General features: G+C 72.0%; 19 protein-coding genes. 8 read left to right on the top strand and 11 right to left on the bottom strand.

The window, feature by feature from the left end; translation table 11 throughout:
• Positions 1–241: biotin/lipoyl-containing protein (locus N787_RS00685; RefSeq protein ID WP_034210035.1), on the bottom strand; the 241-nt coding region annotated here is incomplete at its 3' end.
• Between the two features lie 404 nt (positions 242–645).
• On the opposite strand from N787_RS00685, the gene N787_RS00690 reads away from it, so the two are divergent.
• Positions 646–1,257, top strand: coding sequence for an OmpW/AlkL family protein (locus N787_RS00690; protein WP_034210036.1), 612 nt, complete (start codon positions 646–648; stop codon positions 1,255–1,257).
• A gap of 57 nt (positions 1,258–1,314) precedes the next feature.
• Here N787_RS00690 and N787_RS14835 read toward each other — a convergent pair whose 3' ends face one another.
• Entirely contained in the window at positions 1,315–1,839 is a 525-nt protein-coding gene (locus tag N787_RS14835; RefSeq protein ID WP_052574993.1) for an EF-hand domain-containing protein, read from the bottom strand.
• 175 nt (positions 1,840–2,014) lie between these two features.
• Between N787_RS14835 and N787_RS14840 the strand changes: the two genes are divergently transcribed.
• Positions 2,015–2,875 (top strand): hypothetical protein, encoded by an 861-nt coding sequence (locus tag N787_RS14840; protein ID WP_034210037.1) that lies wholly within the window; start codon positions 2,015–2,017, stop codon positions 2,873–2,875.
• A 10-nt stretch (positions 2,876–2,885) separates the two neighbouring features.
• Here the strand turns inward: N787_RS14840 and N787_RS00705 are convergent, their stop codons facing one another.
• From N787_RS00705 to N787_RS00715, 3 genes are read right to left on the bottom strand one after another with little or no spacing between them, the layout of a single operon-like run.
• Positions 2,886–4,211 carry a sensor histidine kinase gene (locus N787_RS00705; RefSeq protein WP_034210038.1) on the bottom strand — a complete coding sequence of 442 codons (1,326 nt, stop codon included), beginning with the start codon at positions 4,209–4,211 and terminating at the stop codon, positions 2,886–2,888.
• On the bottom strand, positions 4,208–4,870 hold the full coding sequence (locus N787_RS00710) for a response regulator transcription factor (RefSeq protein ID WP_034210039.1): 663 nt from the start codon (positions 4,868–4,870) through the stop codon (positions 4,208–4,210). Before N787_RS00710 ends, N787_RS00705 begins: the two co-directional genes overlap by 4 nt.
• Complete coding sequence (locus tag N787_RS00715) at positions 4,870–5,178, bottom strand: PepSY domain-containing protein (protein ID WP_034210040.1); 309 nt, start codon at positions 5,176–5,178, stop codon at positions 4,870–4,872. Before N787_RS00715 ends, N787_RS00710 begins: the two co-directional genes overlap by 1 nt.
• Before the next feature lie 124 nt (positions 5,179–5,302).
• On the opposite strand from N787_RS00715, the gene N787_RS00720 reads away from it, so the two are divergent.
• The 3 genes from N787_RS00720 to N787_RS14120 all read left to right on the top strand — a co-directional run bounded on the left by N787_RS00720 (position 5,303) and on the right by N787_RS14120 (position 7,369).
• Positions 5,303–5,731 carry a PepSY domain-containing protein gene (locus N787_RS00720; RefSeq protein WP_034210041.1) on the top strand — a complete coding sequence of 143 codons (429 nt, stop codon included), beginning with the start codon at positions 5,303–5,305 and terminating at the stop codon, positions 5,729–5,731.
• A 230-nt stretch (positions 5,732–5,961) separates the two neighbouring features.
• The gene (locus tag N787_RS00725; RefSeq protein ID WP_034210042.1) at positions 5,962–6,375 is read left to right on the top strand and encodes a hypothetical protein; all 414 of its coding nucleotides are present in this window, start codon (positions 5,962–5,964) and stop codon (positions 6,373–6,375) included.
• Positions 6,362–7,369, top strand: coding sequence for a GlxA family transcriptional regulator (locus tag N787_RS14120; RefSeq protein WP_052574994.1), 1,008 nt, complete (start codon positions 6,362–6,364; stop codon positions 7,367–7,369). The genes N787_RS00725 and N787_RS14120 overlap by 14 nt, the downstream gene beginning before the upstream one ends.
• On the opposite strand, the gene N787_RS00735 is transcribed toward N787_RS14120, so the two are convergent.
• Positions 7,319–8,500, bottom strand: coding sequence for an acyltransferase family protein (locus N787_RS00735; protein WP_034210043.1), 1,182 nt, complete (start codon positions 8,498–8,500; stop codon positions 7,319–7,321). The genes N787_RS14120 and N787_RS00735 overlap by 51 nt on opposite strands.
• Before the next feature lie 151 nt (positions 8,501–8,651).
• Here N787_RS00735 and N787_RS00740 point away from each other — a divergent pair, with 151 nt between their 5' ends.
• Complete coding sequence (locus tag N787_RS00740; RefSeq protein ID WP_052574995.1) at positions 8,652–9,542, top strand: LytTR family DNA-binding domain-containing protein; 891 nt, start codon at positions 8,652–8,654, stop codon at positions 9,540–9,542.
• Positions 9,543–9,582: 40 nt separating this feature from the next.
• Entirely contained in the window at positions 9,583–10,659 is a 1,077-nt protein-coding gene (gene dinB, locus N787_RS00745) for a DNA polymerase IV (RefSeq protein WP_034210044.1), read from the top strand.
• A 67-nt stretch (positions 10,660–10,726) separates the two neighbouring features.
• Here the strand turns inward: dinB and N787_RS00750 are convergent, their stop codons facing one another.
• The 3 genes from N787_RS00750 to N787_RS14125 all read right to left on the bottom strand — a co-directional run bounded on the left by N787_RS00750 (position 10,727) and on the right by N787_RS14125 (position 12,874).
• On the bottom strand, positions 10,727–11,035 hold the full coding sequence (locus N787_RS00750; RefSeq protein WP_034210045.1) for an EF-hand domain-containing protein: 309 nt from the start codon (positions 11,033–11,035) through the stop codon (positions 10,727–10,729).
• A 98-nt stretch (positions 11,036–11,133) separates the two neighbouring features.
• Complete coding sequence (locus N787_RS00755) at positions 11,134–12,024, bottom strand: SdiA-regulated/phytase-like domain-containing protein (RefSeq protein WP_034210046.1); 891 nt, start codon at positions 12,022–12,024, stop codon at positions 11,134–11,136.
• Between the two features lie 109 nt (positions 12,025–12,133).
• Positions 12,134–12,874: an RcnB family protein gene (locus tag N787_RS14125; RefSeq protein WP_052574996.1), complete on the bottom strand. Its 741-nt coding sequence runs from the start codon at positions 12,872–12,874 to the stop codon at positions 12,134–12,136.
• Positions 12,875–13,058: 184 nt separating this feature from the next.
• Between N787_RS14125 and N787_RS00765 the strand changes: the two genes are divergently transcribed.
• Positions 13,059–13,541: a YajQ family cyclic di-GMP-binding protein gene (locus N787_RS00765; RefSeq protein ID WP_034210047.1), complete on the top strand. Its 483-nt coding sequence runs from the start codon at positions 13,059–13,061 to the stop codon at positions 13,539–13,541.
• Between the two features lie 126 nt (positions 13,542–13,667).
• Here the strand turns inward: N787_RS00765 and N787_RS00770 are convergent, their stop codons facing one another.
• Positions 13,668–14,384 carry a pseudouridine synthase gene (locus tag N787_RS00770; protein WP_034210048.1) on the bottom strand — a complete coding sequence of 239 codons (717 nt, stop codon included), beginning with the start codon at positions 14,382–14,384 and terminating at the stop codon, positions 13,668–13,670.
• Entirely contained in the window at positions 14,381–15,421 is a 1,041-nt protein-coding gene (locus N787_RS00775; protein ID WP_034210049.1) for a class I SAM-dependent methyltransferase, read from the bottom strand. The genes N787_RS00770 and N787_RS00775 overlap by 4 nt, the downstream gene beginning before the upstream one ends.
• Positions 15,422–15,426 lie beyond the last annotated feature (5 nt).

Consider the following 15,426-nt stretch of genomic DNA (forward strand, 5'->3'; position numbering starts at 1 on the left):
CGGCCGGCTCGATCAGCGCCACCACCGAGCCCTCGGACAGCTCGTCGCCGACCTTGACCTTCAGCTCGCGCACGATGCCGTCGAACGGCGCCGGCACTTCCATCGTCGCCTTGTCCGATTCCAGCGTCACCAGGCCCTGGTCCTTCTTCACCACGTCGCCGGGCTGCACCAGCAGCTCGATCACGGGCACGTCCTTGTCGTCGCCGATATCCGGCACCCGCGCTTCCTTAAGCTCGGCCATGGTCCACCTGGGTTCCGCGAAATGAGTCCGCGCCCATTGTCCCCCGTTCGCCGACGACGGCCAAGCGCCGGACAAAAAGAACCCCCGGGGTAACGGGGGCCTTGGATTGGCGCAAACACCCTGGCGACGCGTGCTGTTCGCCGCCAGGCGAGGCCGGTAACGGCCCGAGCGCAATGTCACCCTTGGAGAGCAGGGCCAGTCTGGCCGCCACCGCGGCGACGATGCGCGTGCGGATGGTGACAGTGACTGCAGTCATGGACTGCCCCCGGCGCCGGAAGTTCCCGGCGAGCCTGAATCGTTCACGCGACTTGGACGCCGGCCTCACCGGGGCTTGAAGCGGCGCTCGCGAGGATCGGCGGGCCGGAAAGACCGGTCCCCCCGATAACCCCGCAAGGAGCCACCCCATGCCCCGCATTGCCCTGATCGCCCTCGCGCTTGGCGGCGCGCTCGCCGCCACCGGCGCCAACGCCCAGTCCTTCACCGCCACCCTCGGCTACCAGAACACCGACCCGAAGTCCGACAACGGCACGCTCGCCGGCGCCCGCGCCAGCGTCAACGATGACTGGAGCCTGACCGGCAGCTTCGCCTACGGCTTCAACGACAACTTCTCGGTCGAGCTGTGGAGCGGCCTGACCGCGTTCGAGCACGAAGTCTCGCTGGCCGGCCTCGGCACCGTCGCCACCGTCGAGCACCGCCCGACCACGCTGAGCCTGAACTACCACTTCAACACCGACGGCCAGTTCCGCCCGTTCATCGGCGCCGGCTACGGCGTGGTCAACGTCTCGGGCGAGCAGAGCCGCGGCGCGCTGGCGGGCCTGGGCATCGACGGCGACAACGCCAACGGCCTGAGCCTGACGCTGGGCGCGGACGTGTACTTCAACGACAACTTCTTCGTGCGCGCCGACGTGCGCAAGCTCGACTTCGACACCGAAGTGACCGTCGAGACCCTGGGCAACGTCGGCACCGCCGAGGTCGACCCGCTGGTCTACGGCATCAGCGCCGGCTTCCGCTTCTGATCCACCGCTGAAAACCCCCGGGGCGGCCCCACCGCCCGCCCCCGGGGACCCCGCGCTTCAGCCTTTGCGCTGGGCGCGCTGCGCGCGATGTTCCGCGCGCATCTGCTGGCGGTGCGCCTTCAGTTCGTCCGCGCTGATCTCGCCGTTCTTGTCGGCATCGATCACCGCGAAGTGCTCCGCCCAGCGCGGCATCTTGCTCCCCAGCTCGGCGCGGCTGATCGCGCCGTTGCCGTCGTCATCCATGCCCTTGAAGAGGCCGCGCTGGTAGGCGTGCATCGTCCGCATGCGGTGATGGCGCTTGCCCTGCATGGCGTGGCGGCGCGCGTCGGCGATTTCAGTGCGCTCAAGCTCGCCGTCGCGGTTGGCGTCGATGCGGTCGAAGTTGCGCACCATGCGATCACCGAAGGCCTGGGCCTCGATGCGGTCCAGGCGGCCGTCGCGGTCCTTGTCGGCCTCGGCGAAGCGCGCCTCGGCCTTGGCCTGCCACTCGGCGCGGCGCGCCTCGCGGTCGGCGCCGGCGTCCTGCGCAAAGGCGAAGCCGCTGGCCAGGACCAGGGCGGTGCAGATCAGTGGCTTGAACATGTGGATCTCCCTCGTGGCGGCCCATTCCGCCCATGCCACCGAAAACGTGGCAACCCGGCACGCGTTGACGGGGCGCGCGAGGCCGCGGGGCATCCGTTCAGCCTCGCCATGGCGCCGCTTGCCGCCGTCCGGGCGCTGCGGCATCGTTCCCCCGGCGCCCCCTGGAGAAACGCCGATGAAGACGCGACTGCTCGCCCTCGCCCTGGTGATCCCGCTGGCTGCCTGCCGGCAGGAGGCGCCCGCGCCCGCCGCCGAGGCCCCGCCGCCGCCGCCGATGGCCACCGCGCCGGAACCGGCGCCCCCGGAAGACACCGCCGTGCCCACCGTGCCGCGCGCCTTCCTTTGCCGGGGCAACGAACCCTTCTGGTCGCTGGACATCACGGCCGACCGCGCCCTGCTCAAGACACCCGACGCCGAAACCGAACTGCAGGGCGAACTGGCGGCCGCCGACGGCGGCAGCTTCCGCTTCACCGGCGCGCCGGAAGGCAGCCCCGAGGAATCGGTGGCCACGCTCATCGCGCCGGGCCAGTGCTTCGACACCATGGCCGACGGCCCTGCGTTTCCCTTCAGTGCCCAGGCCAGCTTCGGCGGCGGCGCGCCGGTGAACGGCTGCTGCAGCGCCGAGATGGGCCTGGACCTCGACGCCGCGCCGGTGTTCGAGGCCGCCGGCAAGCCCGACACCGACTGGACGCGCCGCCTCGCCGAGCTCGACGAGGCGATCGGCCGCTGCGTCCAGGACGCGGGCGTGGTCACGGTGGCCGTCACCAGCGCCTGGCCGATGAACCGCGGCAAGGCCGGCGTGCGCCTGCGTGACCCGGGCGATGCCCGCTTCGACTGCATCGTCGACCTGGGCAGCGGCAAGATCGACAACGTCACGGCCGTCGCCGCCGACGACCGGGTGCCCAACGAAGGCCATCCGCTCTGGCTGCCGGCCGGCAACGGCCCGCCGATCCTCGGCTGCGGCCGGGTCGAGCGGGTGATGCTGGGCGGCGACGCCGTGGTGGGCTACCTGCACTACACCGACGGCTGCGGCTGAGGCCGCGGCGTCAGGCCGCGGGCAGCCCCAGCCGGGCGCAAAGGCCGCCCTCCGGCCCGGCGTCCAGCACGAGCTGGCCGCCGTATCCGGCGGCCAGGTCGGCCGTGATCGCGAGGCCCAGGCCGGTGCCGGGCGTGCGCTCATCGAGGCGCACGCCGCGCTGCAACGCCGCCTCGCGCTGGCCCGGCGGCAGGCCCGGGCCATCGTCGCGCACCTCGATCCACAGGCCGGCGGCGGCAAGGCCCGCCACCACGCGCACCTGTCCGCGCGCCCATTTGCAGGCGTTGTCGAGCAGGTTGCCGAGCATTTCCTCCAGGTCGTCCTCGGCGCCGCGGAAGCGCAGCGCCCCGGGCACCTGCACGTCCCATGACAGCGCCTTGGCGGCATGCGCGGCCTGCAGCAGGGGCTGCAGCCGCGCCACGGCCGCGGCGACGCCGGCGGCGCCGCGCAGGTCCACCGGCGTGCCGGCGGCCAGGTGCCGTTCGACCACGGTGCGCATGCGTGCGGTTTGTTCGGCCACCAACTCGGGCAGGTCGTGGCCCGGGCGCTGGGTGCCGGCGTCCAGCACGGCCAGCGGCGTTTTCAGCGCGTGTGCCAGGTCCTGCGAAGAGCGGCGCGCACGCGCGACCATGCGCTCGTGGTGCTCGAGCAACTGGTTGAGATGCTCGGCCAGTGGCATGACCTCGGTGGGCAGCGGTGCCGGATCCAGGCGCCGGGCCTCGCCGCTGCGTACTTTCGCCAGCCCGTTGCCGAGCCCGCGCAGCGGCTTCAGGCCATAGCGCACCTGCCCGGCCGCGGCCAGCGCCAGCCCGGCCGCCAGCAGCGCGAAGGACAGGCCGGCCAGCCAGCGGAATTCCTCGACCTCGCGGCGCAGGATGGCCTGGTCGCTCGCCACCCATACCCGCACCGGCGCGTCGACGCCCGGCAGCTGAATCGTGCGCTCGGCGCTGCGCAGCACCTGCCCGCGCGGGCCCGCCACTTCCCGGAGCCGCAGCGCGCCGTCGGTGGCGGCGACCGGGAGCACCGGCGCGAAGTCCCACATCGAGCGCGAGCGGAACGCCCCCGGCCCTTCGCCCACCTGCCAGTAGTGGCCGGAGAACACGCGCGCGTAGCGGCCGTCGGCGGGCTCGCGGCGCATCCGCACCTGGCCGTTGCCGTCGCGCGCCAGCACGCCGGCCACCGTCACCAGGTCATCGGCCAGGCGTCGGTCGAAGGCACCCAGCACCGCGCGTTCGAAGGCCGCGCCCAGCAGCCACGCCGCCAGCAGCGAGGCGGCGGCGATGCCGGCGAGGCTGGCCAGCAGCAGGCGCCCGCGCAGCGAGCGCAGCGTCCTCATGGCGGGTCGCCCAGCACGAAGCCCTGGCCACGCAGCGTGCGCAGCAGGCCCGGCCCGAGCTTTCGCCGGATGCGGCTGATCAGCACGTCGAGCGCGTTCGAATCCGGGTCGAAGCCGCCTTCGTACACATGCTCGCCCAGCAAGCCGCGCGTGATCACCTTGCCCGGGTGGTGGATGAAGTAGGACAGGATGCGGAATTCCTGCGCGGTCAGCGCCAGCGGCGCACCGTCGAGGCTGAAGCGCGACGTGTTCACGTCCAGCACCAGCGGCCCGCAGGCGAGTCGCGGATGCGCATGCCCGGCGCTGCGGCGGATCAGCGCGCGCAGGCGCACGATCAATTCCTCCAGCTGGAAGGGCTTGGTGAGGTAATCGTCGGCGCCGGCGTTGAAGCCGGCCAGCTTGTCGTGCCAGCGGCTGCGCGCGGTCAGCACCAGCACCGGGAAGCCGCGCCCGGCGTCGCGCCAGCGGCCCAGCGCGGCCAGCCCGTCCATGCCCGGCAGGCCCAGGTCGAGCACCGCGGCGTCGAACGCCTCGGTCTGGCCCAGGAATTCGGCCTCGTTGCCATCCGCGACCGCGTCGACCGCGAAGCCGGCCCCGGCCAGGGCCTCGGCGATGCGTGCGCGCAGCGTCGGGTCATCTTCCGCCAGCAGGATGCGCATCAGTCGTCGTCATCGTCATCGTCCACCTCGAGTTCGAGCAGGCGGCCGCTGCGGGCATCGTAGGTGAGTTCGACCACGCGGCCGTCCTCGCGCAGGATCTCGATCTCGTACTCGCCGTCGTCGAGCTCGACCTCCAGCACCTCGCCCGGGTGCTCGCGTTCGGCCCGGGCGAGCAGGCGCTCGAGCGGCACGAACTCGCCGCGGCGCACGCCTTCGCGCGCGCGCCGCGAATCGTCGTCCGCCTGCACGGGCACGTGCAGCGCGGCGACGGCGCCGGCGATCACCAGCAGGATGGGAAGCTTGGGCATGCGCGCAGTGTGCCGGGAATCATTAACGGCTCCGTTAACGACCCGATCATGGGCCTGTTAGGCGCGGTGCGGATAGTGGCGTCCACCGGCAACGACCGGACCCACCCACCGAAGGAGACACCCCATGAAGACCCCCACCCTGCTGATCGCCCTCTCGCTCGCCTTCGCCGCCAGCGCGGCCTCCGCCCAGCCGGTCGGCAGCGCCGCCGACGCCACCGCCCGCCTGCAGGCAGCCGGCTACGCCGACGTCCGCGACCTCGAGTACGACGACGGCCTCTGGGAAGCCGAAGTGCGCCACGCCGACGGCCGCTGGCACGACGTGGCCCTCGACCCGGCCACCGGCGAGCTGATGGACGACCGCGGCGACCGCGGCCTGATGACCGCCGGCGACGTGATCGCCCGCCTCCAGGCCGCGGGCTTCACCGAGGTGCGCGACCTCGACCTCGACGATGCCGTGTGGGAAGCGGACGCCCGCGGCAGCGACGGCCGCCGGGTCGAACTGCGCATCAACGCCCATTCCGGCCGCGTGATCTCGGAGGAGATCGACGACTGACCGCCGCGCCAGGCGGAATCCCCGGACGGGCCGCGAAAGCGGCCCGTTCCTTTTCCGGCCCCGCGCCGGATCAGCCACGCCCGCGGCCGGCGGGCCCGTCGGATTTCGCCCCCGGAGGGCGTAAAGTCCGTTTTCACCCGCAAGGTGTCGTTTTCGCCACTGCCGGGGGCGGCCCGCGGGGCGGACGCTGTGCCTACCCCGGGCCTCGCCCGATTCGCACGGAGCCACCCATGAATCGCCTGCTGCTGGCCGCTCTGCTCTCCCTCGCCGGCCTGGCCCCCGCCAGCGCCGCCCCGCCCGCCGACGAAGCCATCTTCGTCGAGGGCAGCCGCTACGACGCCGTCCTCAGTGCCAGCCGCGGCGACTGGCGCCTGCTGCCGCTGACCGGCGCCGAAGTGCGCCTGCGCCTGGCCGAGGCCTGCCGCGCCGGCCCGACCCCGCCGCCCGGGCTGTGGCTGCTGAGCCAGGACGCCGCCGGCCGCCCGCAGCTGGTCGCGCCCTCGGCGACGCCGCTGCCGGCCGGCCATCCCGGCCGCATCCCGCTGGTGGGCTGCGGCGATGCCGACACCGGCGCGCTGGCCGTGCCCGACGCGCTGTCGGACTGGCTGCGGCAGCATTCCGGAGCGATCTATGTCACGCGATGAGCAGCGCTTCACCGTCGGCCTGCTGGCGCTCGAGGGCGCCGTGCTCTCGAGCCTCACCGGCCCGATGGACATCCTGCGCATCGCCCAGAAGCTGGCCGAGGTGCGCGATCCGGGCACCCGCCTGCGCCTGGAGACCGTGCTGGTCGGCGCGCGGGGCCAGGCCACGGTGACCGGCAGCGGCGGCCTGTCGATCGGCCCGGTGCAGCCGCCCGAGGTCGCGCTCGACCTGCTGCTGGTGCCGGGCTACATGCACTCCAGCGCCGGCGACATGGTCGACCAGCTGGCGGGCTTCGGCCCTGAGATCGCGCTGCTGCGGGCGATGCACCTGCGCGGCGTGCCGATCGCCGCCAACTGCTGCGGCACCTTCCTGCTGGCGGAGGCGGGCCTGCTCGACGGCCGCCACGCCACCACCAGCTGGTGGCTGGACGCCGCGTTCCGGCAGCGCTTCCCGCGGGTGAAGCTCGACATCGAGCGCATGGTGGTCGAGGACGGCGGCGTCACCACCACCGGCGCCAGCACCGCGGTGCTGAGCTACATCCTGCAGCTGCTGGCGCAGCGCGTGGACCCGGCGCTGGCCCAGCACACCGCGCGCATGATGCTGATCGACCCCGACCGGCAGAGCCAGGCGCCCTACATCAGCCTCGCGCTGACCGAACGGCCGCGGCATTCGCTGTCGGAGAAGGCCGAGCACTTCCTGCACAAGGAGCTGCACCGCGAGCTGAGCATCAGCGAGCTGGCCGAGGCCTGCGGCACCAGCGAGCGCAGCCTGCTGCGGCATTTCCGCCAGCACTACGGCAGCACGCCGCTGGGCCACGTGCAGCACCTGCGGGTCGAGCGCGCCAAGGCGCTGCTCGAGACCACCTTGCTCAGCTTCGAGGAAATCGTCGAGCGCTGCGGCTACAGCGACGCCTCGAGCTTCCGCAAGCTGTTCAAGCGCGCCACCTCACTGACCCCGGCCGAGTACCGCGACCGTTTCCGGCTGCGCGCGGCCTGAGGCCGGCCGCGGCTTCAAGCCGAACAGCGGGCGCAGCACGGCCACGCGCTTGACCATCTCGTGGCCAAGCCCGCAGGTCGCCAGCGTACCCAGCACGACCAGGAACGCCTCAAGCGCGCCGCCCAGCCGCAGCGGGACCAGCCAGTAGGCGAGCAGCACGGTCGCGCTCTGGTGGATCACGTACCACGGGAACACCGCCTCGCTCGCATAGGGCAGCCAGCGGAAGGGGCGGTCGAGCGCGTGCCTGCCCCAGGCCAGGATCGCCAGCAGCACGGTCCACACCAGCAGGCCGCGCAGGCTGCGGATCGCCACCAGCGCCGGCTCGCCGAACACGATGTCGGACTTGAGCAGGGGCACGTACACCGCGGTCATCGCCAGCGCCGCCCAGCCCAGCGGGCGGCGGAGGCGGCGCAGTTCGTCCCAGAACCCGGCCGAGCGCGACAGCGCGTAGCCATAAAGGAACACGGTGAAGAACTGCGCGTGCTGGAACCAGTCGTCGAACAGCCCGTTGGTCGCCTCGAAGCGAACGAGCAGCAGGTTCAGGTACAGCACCAGCGGGAACGCCGGAAGCAGCACGAGCTTCCAGCCGCGCAGCCCGGCGAGCGCAGACTGGAGGCGCCGGCCCGGGCCGGACTCGAGCAGGGGCAGCAAGGCCGCCAGCACGAGGGTGTAGATCCACAGGTAGGCCAGGTACCAGAGATGGTTCCAGGTCAGGTCGTAGTCGCTGAAATCGCCCGGCGGCCACGGCGCCAGGAACCAGTAGCGCGCCAGGAACGTGCCGAATCCAGGCTCTAAAGCGCCCGCGGCCACGCCTTGCACATAAGCCTGCACCGAGCAGATGACGAACATGCCGAACACCAGCGGCACGAACAGCCGCGCCGTGCGCTCCCAGGCGAAGCGCCCCGGGTGCCGGGACGGCCGGTACAGCCCGATCGCCAGCCCGGACAGCAGGAACAGGAGCGCCATGCGCCACCGGTTCATGGCCAGCATCGGCCACTGCAGCCAGTCCTGCAGGTAGCTGCTCTTGATGTGCCAGTCCCACTCCGCCACGTAGAGCATCCCGCAGTGGTAGGCGATCAGCGACAGCAGGGCGAGGACGCGCAGCGCGTCGAGGTCGTGGCGGCGTTCCATGGGTCGTCTCCGGGATCGGGAGCACAGGCTGGCGCGGTCGTCGCACCGCGGGCCACCGCCGGGTGACGACCCGCGGGCCGCGAGGGACGAACGGCGGAACCGGGGGACGAACCGCGGCGTCGACCCGCAGGCCGCGGCCTAGAATGGCGGCATGCCTGCCCCCTCCCCCGCGGCCGAACGCGCGCCCACCCTGTACGAGCGATACCTGCCCTGGCGCCGGTGGGCCGAGGCCGGCTACTGGCTGGCGTCGATTTCCCTGTCGGCGATCGGCAACACCATCACCGTCGGCATGGAGCTTCGCCGCGCCGGCCTGCCCCACCATCCGGCCGAGCCGGCGATCTGGGAGTGGACCAGCAACCTGGTGATCCTGGCGCTGGTGCCGGCCATCGCCTGGTTCACCCGGCGCTTCCCAGTGCACTTCGATACCTGGCGCCGGCAGCTGCCGTGGTACCTGCTGGCCAGCGTCGCCTTCAGCCTGCTGCACGTGGTGGGCATGGTGGCGCTGCGGCAGGCCATCTACGCGCTGGGCGGCGACAGCTACGATTTCGGCGACTGGCCGCGGCAGCTGTTCTACGAGTACGTGAAGGACGCCCGGACTTTCCTGGGCGCCGTGCTGATGATCATTGGCTACCGGTTCGTGCTGCGGCGCCTGCAGGGCGAGGCCAGCCTGCTCGACGCCCCGGACGACGACGCGCCGCCGGTCGAGCCGGTGGATCGCCCGGAGCGCTTCCTGGTGCGCAAGCTCGGGCGGGAGTTCCTGGTGCCCGCGGCCGACATCGAGTCGCTGCAGGCGGCGGGCAACTACGTGAACCTGCGGGTGCGCGGCCGCGAGTACCCGCTGCGCAGCACCATCGCCGCGATCGAGTCCCGGCTCGATCCGGCGCGCTTCCAGCGCGTGCACCGCAGCCACATCGTCAACCTCGACCACGTGGCCATGATCGAGCCACTGGAGACCGGCGACGCCCGCCTGCACCTCAAGGACGGCAGCACCCTGCCCTGCAGCCGCCGCTACCGCGCCGCGCTGCGCGAACGGACCGACTGAGGCCCGCTGCGGCGGCCGCGCCGCTGGGCGACAATGCGGCATGGCCCCGCCCCGCAAGATCGTGCACGTTGACATGGACGCGTTCTACGCGTCGGTGGAGCAGCGCGACGATCCGTCCCTGCGCGGCAAGCCGGTGGTGGTGGCCTGGCGCGGGGCGCGCTCGGTGGTGTGCGCGGCCAGCTACGAGGCGCGGAAATTCGGCGTGCGTTCGGCGATGCCGGCGCTGCGGGCCGAAAAGCTGTGCCCGCAGGCGATCTTCGTGCCGCCCGATTTCGCCCGCTACAAGGCGGTGTCGCGCCAGGTGCGCGCGATCTTCGCCCGCCACACCGACCTGATCGAACCGCTGTCGCTGGACGAGGCCTACCTCGACGTGACCGAGAACAAGACCGGCCTGGCCAGCGCCACCGCGGTTGCCGAAGCGATCCGGGCCGCCATCCGCGAGGAAACCGCGCTGACCGCCTCGGCCGGCATCGCGCCCAACAAGTTCCTGGCCAAGATCGCCAGCGACTGGCGCAAGCCCGACGGCCAGTTCGTTGTGAAGCCGGCGCAGGTGCTGGCCTTCCTCGCGCCGCTGCCGGTGGGCAAGCTCCCCGGCGTGGGCAAGGTGATGGAGGCGAAGCTCGCCACGCTCGGCATCCGCACCGTGGGCCAGCTGCGCGAGCACGGGCTGCACGAACTGGAACGGCGCTTCGGGCGCTGGGGCCGCCGACTGCACGAGCTTTCGCGCGGCATTGACGAACACCCGGTGGAATCCGAGCGGCCAACCACGCAGGTCTCGGCCGAGGACACCTTCGAGCGCGACCTGCCGCTGGAGCAGACCACCGACGCGATCGAACGCCTGGCGGCCAAGGCCTGGGCCGCGGCCTCGCGCGAGGGCGACCGCAGCGGGCGCACCGTGGTGCTCAAGCTCAAGACCGCCGATTTCCGCATCCTCACCCGCAGCCTGACGCCGACCTCGCCGCCGACTTCGCTGGCGCAGGTGGTGGCGATCGCGCTGGAGCTGCGCACGCGCGTGGAGCTGCCGGCGCGCACTCGCTACCGGCTGGTGGGCGTGGGCCTGGCCAACTTCCGCCGGCACGACGAGCTGCCGCCGCAGCCGGAATTGTTCGCGCCTTGAACGAACACGGGCGGCCCGAGGGCCGCCCGTGTTCCGCGTGGGGGGAAGTGCCGCGGAACGTCGCGCCTTACTCCTCGGCCTCCTCTTCCTCCGGCGACTCCTCGAAGGCGTCGAACTCATCGCGGCTCAGGCGCTGGTCGCGGTCGAGGTCGGCGGCGGCGAACTGCAGCGCCAGCTCGTGCTCGGGCGGCAGGTCGGACTGGACGACGAAGCCGTCGGCATCCTTGTCGATCTCGTCGAAGCCGATGCTGGCGTGGTCCTGCACGGGGGCGTTGGCCATCGTGCCGTCCACCGGCGGCGGCGTGGCGGCGAAAGCGGCGCCGGACAGCGCCAGGGTGATCGCGGCGAGGGCGGCGGAACAGGGATTCTTGTTCATGTCGTGCTCCTTATCTGCGGGGGGATGAAGCCATTGGCTTCAACGACACCCTGCACCCGCGCACACGAACCTTCGCTGAAAAAAACCTCAGCGTTTCGTTAAGGCCCGACGCGGATGGGCAGCAGCGGCGTGGGCAGCCGCTCGGAGCCGACGTACACGACGCCCGGCTCGGGGCCGGTCGCCATGGCCTCAGCCTTCGACATCGGCGGCAGCGCGCGCCGCTGCACCGGCGCGGACAGTACCGACGCCCAGGGCTGGCCATCGATGCGCGGCCACACGTAGACCGCGGCATAGGTCAACACCACCAGCGCCCGGCCATCGTGCGTGATGTCCAGGCCGGTGGCCTGCGCCGACAGCGGCGGCAGCTCGGCAATCGCTTCGGCGAGCACCGGGACCTCGTTGCCGCGTGCCGACAGGGGCACGCGGTAAAGACGCTGCGGCGACTCGCGCTTGCTCAGCACCAGCAGGCTGCCCGACGTGGGATCGACGGTGATGCCCTCGGCATCGCGCGGGCCGTCCGGATAGCGGAAGCGCAGCGTCCATTCGACGGTGGCCTCGGTGGCGCCGGGCGCGGGCTCACGCACGGCATACACGTTGACGTACGGCCGGCGCTGCTTGTTGTCGCCGACGTCGCCCAGAAGCAGCCAGTCGGTGCTGCCCTCGCGCCACATGGCCAGGGTTTCCCAATCATCGCTCAGCCATGACGTGCCGCGCACGGCCACGCGCCCGAGGTCTTCGCCGCGCCGCCCCAGCCGGAACAGCCGGGGCCGGCTGCCGCTGTCGTTGATGCTCCAGAGCACGCCCGGGTCACGCACCGACGCCTCCAGGCCGCTCATCTCGCTCAATGCCTGGTCCTGCACCAGGAAGGCGCCTTCGGGCAGCGGGTGCGGGGAGTTCTCGGCGCAGCCCGCGAGCCCGGCCAGCGCCGCCGCGGCCATGCCGAAGCGGGGCAGGAAGGAGCGGGCGACAGGCAGGGGCCGGGGCGACATGGCGCGAGCCTAGTCCCCGGGTGGTGAAGCTTTCGTTACCCCGGCGCGCCGTCCCCAAAAGAAAAGGGGCCGGCATGGCCGGCCCCTTGGGACGCGTTTACGCGAAACGTCAGTAGTACAGGCCGTACAGCACGTCGCGGATCAGGCCGGTGGCCAGCGCCACCAGGACCACGTCGCGGTCGACCCGGACCCAGTGGTAGCCGTAGGGCGGCGGCGGCAGGCGGTAGGCGCGGTAGTCCACGTAGTAGTGGCGGTCGTAGTAGTGGCGCGGCAGGCGATGGCCCACGCGCCACTGGTACGGCGCGTAGCCGCGCGGGTACACGTAGCGCACCGGCGCCCGGTAGCGGTACTGCGGCTGCCAGTAGTATCCGTTCCAGCGCCCGTCGTTGTGGCGCGCGTAGTGGTCGCGGCGGTCGTAGTAGCGGTCGTCGCGGCGGTCCTGGCGCCACGCGCGGCGGTCGTCGCGCCAGTCGCGGCGGTCGTCGCGCCATTCACGGCGGTCGTCCCGCCACTCGCGACGGTCCTCGCGGTGGTCGGCACGCCAGTCGCGGCGGTCGTCCCGGCGGTCGTAGCGGCGATCCTGGCGGTCGTCGCGGCGGTCTTCGCGCCAGTCGCGACGGTCATCGCGGCGGCCGTCGCTGACGATGCCGCTGGCCCCGCCCGGCTGATCACCGCGGCGGTCGTTGCGGTAATCGCGGAACTCCTCGCGGTCCTCGACGCGCTCGCGCGCCTCGGCGCGGTACTGGGCGTCGCGGACGGCACCCGGCAGGCCGCTGTTCTGCGCACCGGCCGGCAGCGCCGAGGAGCCGGCGAGCAGGAGGGCCAGGGTGGCAAGCTTGAGATGGGACATGGTCAGCCTCGAAAGGTACGTGGACGGGAAGGATCCACGGCGCGAATCATCGCTCCCGGGCGTCTGAATTCGTGTTGAATACCGGCGGCCCCGTTTCACTTCCAGTCAGCGGCGTGACGACTGACCGCGCCGGGCGGGCTGGGCTAGAATCCCGCATCCCCACCACCCCGCCCCCGAGGCCGCCATGCCCTCCTTCGACGTCGTCTCGGAAGTCGACAAGCACGAGCTCACCAACGCCGTGGACACCGCCAACCGCGAGCTGTCCACCCGTTTCGACTTCAAAGGCTCGGACGCCAAGTTCGAGCTGAACGAATTCGTGGTCACCCAGCACGCCCCGAGCGACTTCCAGCTCAAGCAGATGCTCGACATCCTGCGCGGCCGCCTGGTCGCCCGCGGCATCGACATCCGCTGCCTGGACGTGGCCGAGCCCGAGGTCAACCTGGCCGGCGCGCGCCAGAAGGTCACCATCAAGCAGGGCATCGAGCAGAAGCTGGCCAAGAAGATCGTGGCCACGCTCAAGGAAGCCAAGCTCAAGGTCGAGGCCCAGATCAACGGCGACAAGCTGCGGGTCAGCGGCAAGAAGCGCGACGACCTGCAGGACGCCATGGCCCTGCTGCGCAAGTCCGACATCGAGCTGCCGCTGCAGTTCGACAACTTCCGCGACTGAGCCGCGGGTTGGCGCGTCGTTGCCCGAGTGGAACTGTTTAACAGGAAATAGTGAAGAGGAAATAGGAACTAGTGAAGTGCTTACGGCTAGCCCGGACCTGCTCCACTATTTCCTAGTTCCTCCTCACTAGTTCCAAGTTCCTGGCCCCCCAAAGATCACCCTCCGATCCTCCTCCCCCAGCACCCTCCACTCCCCCGACGCCGTCGCGCCCAGCGCTAGGCCGCCCAGGCTATGGCGGTGCAGGGTTTCGACGTGGTTGCCGACGGCGGCGAACATGCGCCGGATCTGGTGGTAGCGGCCCTCGACCAGCGTGATGCGCGCGCGCCGCGGGCCGAGTGCCTCGAAACCGGCGGGCGCCAGCGGCGTCTTTTCCGATTCCAGCATCAGCGTGCCGCTGCCGAAGACCGCGGCCTCGTCGCCGCGCAGGTCGGCGGCCAGCGTGGCCTCGTAGACCTTTTCCAGCCTGGCCTTGGGCGAGGTGATCCGGTGCAGCAGCGCGCCGTCGTCGGTCATGAGCAGCAGGCCCGAGGTGTCGCGGTCCAGGCGGCCGACCGTGGACAGCAGCGGGTCGCGCAGGCGGTAGCGCGGCGGCAGCAGGTCGTAGACCACGCGGCCCGGGTCCTTGGTCGAGCAGGTGTAGCCGGTCGGCTTGTGCAGCAGGAGCAGCAGGCCCTGCGGCGGGTCCAGGGGTTCCCCGTCGATGCGGATTTCATCGTGGCCGACGGCGTCGTCGGCATACAGCACCTCGCCGGCCGGGTCGGTGACGCGGCCTTCGCGGAACATCAGCTGCACCTGCTTGCGGCTACCGTAGCCCAGGTTCGCGATCAGCTTCACCAGCTTCATGCGGCGCCCGCCTTGGTCGCTTCGATCACCTTGAAGCCCGCGTCTTCGCGCACCGTGCGCACGCCGGTGAAGCCGCGGGCCAGCGCCGCCTCGTAGGGAAGATGCCGGTTGGCCACCAGCCACAGCCGCCCGCCAGCGCGCAGCGCGCCCGCGGCGGCGGCGATGAAGGCCTGGCCCAGCCCCGGCTCGTCGGCGCGGCCCTGGTGGAAGGGCGGGTTGCTGACGATGAAGTCGAAGCGCTCGGCCAGGCCGCGGGTCACGTCGTGCCAATGGAAGCCGAGCGGCACGCGCGCGCCGGCCAGGTTCTCACGCGCCAGCGCCAGCGCCCGCGCCTCGGCTTCGTACAGATCGAGGCCGGTGACGGCCGGGCAGCGCGCCAGCACTTCGCTGGCGAGGTAGCCGAAGCCGGCGCCCAGGTCGGCGCCCCGCCCCGCGAGATCAGCCGGCAGGCTGTCGGCGAGCAGCGCGGACGCGGCATCGATGCGGTCCCAGGCGAACAGCCCCGGCCGGCTCAGGAAGCGACCCTCGGCGATGCGGCGCGGCCCATCGAGTGCGCGCCACTCGGCCTGCAGCGCCGCATCCACCTGGTCGGCGTCCATCGGCGCGGTCCAGCAGACCCGGCAGTGGTTCTTCGTCAGCGCGTGCACCGGGCCGGCCAGCCGCGCGAGGTCGTCTTGCATCGAGCGCGCGCCCTCCTTGTTGGCGGCGCAGGCCACCACCACACCCCCCGGGGCCAGCTGCGCCAGCGCACGCGCCAGCAGCGCGCGCGATTCGTCGCGCTGGCGCGGCGCCAGCACCAGCACGCGCTCGAAGCGGCCACTGTTGGCCTCCGACACCGCCAGCCCGTCGCGCTCGAGCGCATCGGCCCAGGGGCGGAAGCTCTGCTCGCACACCGGCTTGTGCCGGCGTGCGGCGTTCAGCGCGACCCCGGCGCGCGCGCGCAGGAACAGCGTGCCGCCCGGCGCCGGCCAGTCGAGGGCGCCCGAGGACATCGGCAGGAACAAGGTGTCGAGTGCAGGATCGGCGGCCAGGGCCAAGGGCG

The organism is Arenimonas metalli CF5-1 (assembly GCF_000747155.1).
Taxonomy (GTDB): Bacteria; Pseudomonadota; Gammaproteobacteria; order Xanthomonadales; family Xanthomonadaceae; genus Arenimonas; species Arenimonas metalli.